The organism is Candidatus Villigracilis sp. (genome assembly GCF_057083605.1).
This window is the reverse complement of sequence record NZ_JBXMTI010000137.1, coordinates 22,875-29,367: the sequence shown is the minus strand read 5'-3', so window position 1 is coordinate 29,367 and position 6,493 is coordinate 22,875. Positions and strand designations below refer to the sequence as shown.

The window sequence follows — 6,493 nt, the reverse complement described above, 5'->3', positions numbered from 1 at the left end:
GCATCGAGACGACCGTGAGCGATTCGTGGATCGGATGGAAAGAGATCGAAATCATCGCGCCTTGAGCGGAGATGCCAGTGATTATCGGTTGGGCGATACAAAGTTCAGCATAGGTGGCATGGAGAGAGATCGAAGTCATCGAGGAGTGATGAAAAACATTCGTAAATTATTGTTTCCCTTGCTGGTTATCATCCTCTCTGCCTGCAACTGGCAAAATTGCCTTACCTCCCCGACGCGCATATCCGCATTGCAGACGATGTCTCTTACTTCTCCGTTTGAAAACCGTTTATTTTGTATATCTCTGGCGGCCTGGACGCGCGCACGAATCGTTTCACTTGATTCACCCACCCGATCTCCACTTAATTTTTCATAATCCACTCTGGGAACTTCGATGTGGATGCCAATGCGGTCTAGCAGGGGACCAGAGATGCGCTTTTGATATTTTGTAACCATTGCGGGCTTTAGCGAGTCACCATAATAGCCACAGGGCAGGGGTGCACACAATGAATATATTTTTCATATCAAACAAGAGATAGCAAGGTGGTTTTGAGGGCGGTTTTCGTACATAGAGAGAAAATAAGGCATCCAATTATTGATTTTGATGCACGATCATTTTATACCCAATACCCAGATACCTACCTGATGGGTTAATCCGGGTTGGTTGACGGGTGCACTAAAAGTATGTAGATGAGTTTTCAAAAGAGAGCCTCTGAGATAGGGCTTGGGATTGGAACACCACCAAACCCAAAATCGGGGTTCGAATGGAGTAAGGATCAATCAATCCTGCCCTAAGATAATCTCCAAGATTACCTTTTCTTCTGCTCTTTAAGAAACGCTTCTCGCTCTCGTTTCTTGACCAAATCCTGTAACCTGTACCGCACCACCTTGCCGATAAACGTTCTGGGGAATTCTTCCATAAAAATTACAAAGCGCGGAACCAGATGTGGAGGCAGCCTCCGTTTGCAGTATGCTATCACACTTTCGGCGCTTGGCTTTTGCGCGCCACCAATGATAAACGCAAAGGGGTGTCCTGCCACGGCAACTACAGCAACTTCCTTGATTTGCGGGATCTCGTAGATCACCTCTTCCACATCACGCGGAAAGGCGGGTTCCCTGCCAGCCTTCTCAGGGTACCACATATCTGCCTTACGGGCGACGATGCGGCAAAAGCCATCTTCATCCATTTGCGCTACATCGCCAGTGAGGAGCCAACCGTCTGCTGTTAATACCTCTTTGGTGGCGGCCTCATCTTTCCAATAGCCCATCATCACCTGCGGACCGCGAACAGCCAGCTCGCCGATCTGCCCAGGCGCTACTTCCTTGCTGCCCGTTTTCAGATCCACCACTGCGGCCTGGGTGGATGGCAAAGGCAGACCAATGGTGCCCACTCTGCGATTCTTGCCCAGTGGATTGGAATGAGTCACAGGCGAGGCTTCGGTGAGGCCATAGCCCTCCACTAGTTTACCTCTGGTGAGTTTCTCGAAGGCTTCCTGCACTTCCACAGGCAGAGGGGCGGAGCCGCTAATACAAGCCTTGATGGATTTAATCCCATATTTTCTTACGCCGCGAAAATTATTGATGGCTAAGAACATGTTCGGCGAACCGGGGAAGATGGTGGGTTTATATTTCTTAATGGCTCTTAATACATCCAGAGTTTGGAATTGTGGCTTTAAGATCAGTGCCGCTCCGATGGAGACGGGCACATTCAGCGCAGCGGTCATACCGTAACTATGGAAGAAGGGTACAACGCATAAGAATCTCTCACGGCCTTCCACGGCCTCCGGCAGCCAGTGACGGGTTTGCAGCGCATTTGCTACAAGGTTTCGATGCGAAAGCATTACGCCTTTGGATTGCCCAGTTGTTCCACCCGTGTACATAATGACAGCCAGGTCTTCAGGAAGGACTTCCACGGCAGAAGATTTTGTGCTGTGTTGAGCAAGCAAGCGATTCCAATGCAGGGCATTAGATACATTCAGCCCGCGGTTACGCCAGCGTGAAATTAAATATTTCGGCAGCGCAAGGTAATCCGCTGGGTCGGTCAGCACTACATGAGGAACACCTGTCTCTTGTTTGATTTGTTTTGCAAGGCCAGCCCAGGTTGAAAGTGTAACGAGTACGCTCGCATCCACATCCTTGATCTGGTTCACCAGTTCTTCGGGTTGGTTCATGGGCGGGAGCAGCACCACTGCCGCACCTGCCTTCAATGCACCGTAATAACCAACGACCATTTGTGGAATGTTGGGCAATAACAAAACTACGCGCGCGCCCTTGCCAAGCCCCAATGCGAGCAGTGCATTGGCAAAACGGTTGGCTTCATGATTCAATTTTCGATACGTAAGTTTTGCACCTTCAAAATATACAGCGGGACGATTCGGAAAACGCCTCACCGATGAACGCAATAAGTGATGCGCTGGAATGCGCGGCACATCTACCGTGTAGGGCACGCCATCATCATAATGATTCAGCCAGGTGCGTTCTTTTCTAAATTCATCACGCGAGGTTTTGGGTGCTACGAAGGATGAATCACGCCATGATTTTTTAGGCTCACCCTTGATGAAACTCACGATTGCACGGTCAACCGCCTCACGCCTCTCCAACATGACCATGTGGCCTGATACGCGGATACTGACATCTTCCGCGCCCGGAATGGACTGTGCCACCTTCTCGAACAATGGACGGTCAAAGACGATGTCACGATACCCACGAATGACAAGGGTGGGCATTTGCAGCTTTGCGAAATTATCCCAGCCTTTCCACTTGGCGAGGTTCTCAAAATAAAATGGTTTCAAAACATGAGGTGGGGCGTGAAGCCAGGAACGCGTGAATGGGCCTGCTATTCTCAAGAGCGGTAGTGGAAGGCTTAACCAAAACTGTAAAAGTGGATTTAACTTAAATTCCCCTGCGGTTGCGATCAGGATCAATTTTTCAACATGGTCGGGGTGATTAACAGCATAGTCCGTGACGATGGCGCCGCCAAATGAATGGCCCACCAAAACAAAAGGCGTGGATACTTTCAATTGGGTCAGAGCAGTTTCGAGGTCCGCCTGGATGCGTGGCATGTCGTAGCCTGTCGTTGGCTTATCGGAGAGTCCATGCCCGCGCAAGTCCAATGCAATAACTCGGTTATCCATCGCAAACTTTTGCATCTGATATTGCCATTGTTCCGCCTTGCCGCCAAAACCATGAACAAAGATAATGGTACGCTGGAAGCGCTCGGGCGAAACATCAAACGCAGATAGGCGCACGAGGGGATCGGACGAGGTACGGATTTCGTGACGGTAGAGGTCGAGGTCTATGTCCATGGACGCCTTTTCAACTGTTGAAACTGACCCGAAAATGAATTTGGGAAGTGTACAGGAGTTGGCAAGGATTGTCAATTTTATTGTGGAAGTGAAATCCGCTTTGACAAATCCCGCCTGCCCTGCTATACTATTGAAAGTTAAGTTGACTTATTTCTGCTGAAAATTTGGCAGTTTGTTTGGGAACAATCGTGTTTTACAAGTACCGATCCTTCGCGAGCAAGTCAGCGAAGGTCTTTTTGTTTGTGGGAAAAGACGCTGGAACACCTGAAAACCACCATCCATGACTTTTAACCGCACAGCGGTTTAATTTAAATTACATTTTAAAAGAGGTATATAAAAATATATGAGTAAGAAAAACAAGTTAAGAATTATCCCGCTTGGGGGGCTCGGCGAAGTGGGAAAGAACATGATGGCCTACGAATTTGGAGGCGACATCATCGTGGTCGACGCTGGCATTATGTTCCCCAAGAACGACATGCTGGGCGTGGATTACATCATCCCAGACTACGAGTATTTAAAGAAAAGAGCCAACCGTGTGTTGGGCATTTTCATCACGCATGGACACGAAGATCACATCGGCGCGATCCAGCACCTGATCGTGGATATCCCCGCACCCATTTATGCCACGCCGCTTACACGTGGGTTGATCGAGGGCAAGTTGCTGCGAAACAATTCACAGCACAAGGCCCAAATCAAAACCATCCAGGCCGGCGAATCGAATAAGGTAGGGCCTTTCACCCTTGAATATTTCCATGTAAGCCACTCGATACCAGATGCGGTTGGGATTGGCATTACCACGCCTGCGGGTCTGGTCATTCACATGAGCGATTTCAAATTCGATCACACTCCCGTGGATGGCTGGCCGACAGATTTTGCAAAGCTCTCCGAGTTTTCCACCCGCGGTGTAGACCTGCTCCTTTCCGATTCAACCAACGCAGAGCGCCCAGGCTGGACTCCTTCCGAGTCTGTGATTGGCCCAGCATTTGACAAGGTGTTTGCAGAGGCAAAAGGCCGCGTGATCGTGGCTACATTCGCTTCATTGATTTCCCGTGTTCAACAAGTTGCCGATGCCGCCACCAAACACGGGCGTAAAATGGCCTTCGCTGGCCCCAGCATGGTGGATAACGTTAAGATCGCACGCAAGATGAAATACCTGAACATTCCAGATGAAATGATCGTGCCAATTGACCAGGCCATGCAAATGCAGGACCACAAAGTTGCCATCATGTGCACGGGTTCGCAGGGTGAACCTTCATCCATTGTTGGGCGTTTATCGGCTGGTACGAACCGTCAGTTTGACTTAAAGCCAAATGACACTATCGTGCTTTCCTCCCATCCCATTCCGGGCAATGAAGAAACCATCAGCAAGACGATCAATCGCCTCCTGCGCCGTGGTGTAAAAGTTGTCGATGATAGCGTTGCGCCGATCCATGTTTCAGGTCATGCCGCACAGGAAGAGCAAAAATTGCTCATCAACCTAGTGCGCCCGAAGCACTTCATGCCCATTCACGGTGAATTAAGAATGTTAAAACGCCATGCCGATCTTGCCATGCAGGTAGGCATCGATGAAAAAAATACCATCGTGGTTGAGAACGGGCAGGTCGTTGAACTCGTCGGTAATAAAGTGCAACTCGGCGAGCGCATCCCTGGTGATTACGTCTTCGTCACCGGTGAATCCATTGGCGATATAGATCACGATGTGATGCGCGAACGCAGCCAGCTTGCGCGCAATGGGATACTGTTGATTGACATCAGTGTGGATAAATTAACAGGTCGATTATTGCAGGAGCCTGAGATCATCACCCGCGGTTTCGTCTCACCAGAGGATGCGGAAGAGCTTTTGCCCGAGGTTCAAAAGCGCGTGATGAGCGTTGTCCATGACGGAAAGCTGGATGATGAAAAAGACATCGTCAATGCGGTAAAGAGTTACCTGCATCAGGAAACAAAACGCAGACCCATGGTCTTCGTTACCTTGAGCAAGTCATAAACAAAAATGACCGTCGCGAGGCGGTCATTTTATTTTAATTGCGATCTGCCGATCCACTTTCCCCATCGGGAAATCATCCAGCTCACTTATTTTCACCCATTTCAAATTCTTATTTTTGGGGATGGATACAGACTCGCACCGAAACGCATGGACTGTCACCTTGAAATGAGTGTATGCATGATGAACAATACACAGCGCCTCTTTTTTCTTGACCTTTAGCCTGTATGCAGCATTAAGGGCTTTGACTAACTCCTTGGCAGGGTCATCGTTCACTCTGCCATTCGGGAATTCCCACATCATCCCAAGTAATCCATCCGCAGGGCGTTGACTTAACAGCACACGCCCTCGCTCAATGATCACTCCCGCCGCATGGACATATTGAGGAGACTGCTTCTTCGCCTTCAACATAGGGCGCAATTCCTGAGTCCCATTTTCACGCGCCTTGCACATCAACATTAATGGACACAATAAACATCTTGGATTCTTCGGCAAACAAATAGACGAGCCCAGATCCATTAATGCCTGGTTATAGTCACCAGCTTTTCCCTTCGGCAGATTCTGAGCGGCAAGTTCCCATAATATCTTTTCGCCAGCAGGAGAATCTGCATACTCTGTTATATCAAATAGGCGCGAATAAACGCGTCGTAGATTTCCATCGAGGGTAGGCTCATCCATTTTGAAAGCAATCGATGCAATTGCCCCCACTGTGTAGCAACCAATCCCCGGCAGACTGCGCAAAGTTGTCAGATCACGAGGCAACTCTCCGTTAAATTTTGAGGCGACTATTTTTGCGGCTTTGTGGAGATTCCGCGCGCGGCTGTAATAGCCAAGTCCCTCCCAGGTATTCAGCACGTCGTGTTCGGAGGCTGCTGCTAATGTTTTTATATCAGGGAATAATCTCGTCCATTTTTCAAAATATGGGATGACCGTTTCCACCCGAGTTTGCTGGAGCATAATCTCAGAGACCCAGACCGCATATGGGTCAGGGTGGTCGCGCCAGGGGAGAGTCCGCTTGTGTTTGTGGTACCAGGCTAAAAGTTGGGATGAGAGGCGGGGCATGTTCAATTACCGGCAATCAACAGAGACAAAGCGACAGCGATAATAGACTCAAAAGCCGCGGCAAAGAAAAACCACGGCCAGTATTGAGAAAAGACTTCGGAGGTCTTTTTAGGAGCATTGAAGTTCATAAGTTAATTGGAGACTT

Annotated in this window: 4 protein-coding genes; 1 reads left to right on the top strand and 3 read right to left on the bottom strand. The window is 49.2% G+C overall.

Annotated features, from left to right (window positions below; translation table 11 throughout):
* Nucleotides 1-135 precede the first annotated feature (135 nt).
* A complete protein-coding gene (locus AC14M5_RS20590; RefSeq protein WP_484031593.1) occupies nt 136-453 on the bottom strand; it encodes a magnesium chelatase subunit ChlI family protein in 318 nt (105 codons plus the stop codon).
* Nucleotides 454-806: 353 nt separating this feature from the next.
* A complete protein-coding gene (locus tag AC14M5_RS20585) occupies nt 807-3,302 on the bottom strand; it encodes an alpha/beta fold hydrolase (protein WP_484031592.1) in 2,496 nt (831 codons plus the stop codon).
* Nucleotides 3,303-3,645: 343 nt separating this feature from the next.
* Between AC14M5_RS20585 and AC14M5_RS20580 the strand changes: the two genes are divergently transcribed.
* A complete protein-coding gene (locus AC14M5_RS20580; protein WP_484031591.1) occupies nt 3,646-5,289 on the top strand; it encodes a ribonuclease J in 1,644 nt (547 codons plus the stop codon).
* 24 nt (nt 5,290-5,313) lie between these two features.
* Here the strand turns inward: AC14M5_RS20580 and mutY are convergent, their stop codons facing one another.
* Entirely contained in the window at nt 5,314-6,348 is a 1,035-nt protein-coding gene (mutY, locus tag AC14M5_RS20575; protein WP_484031590.1) for an A/G-specific adenine glycosylase, read from the bottom strand.
* Nucleotides 6,349-6,493 lie beyond the last annotated feature (145 nt).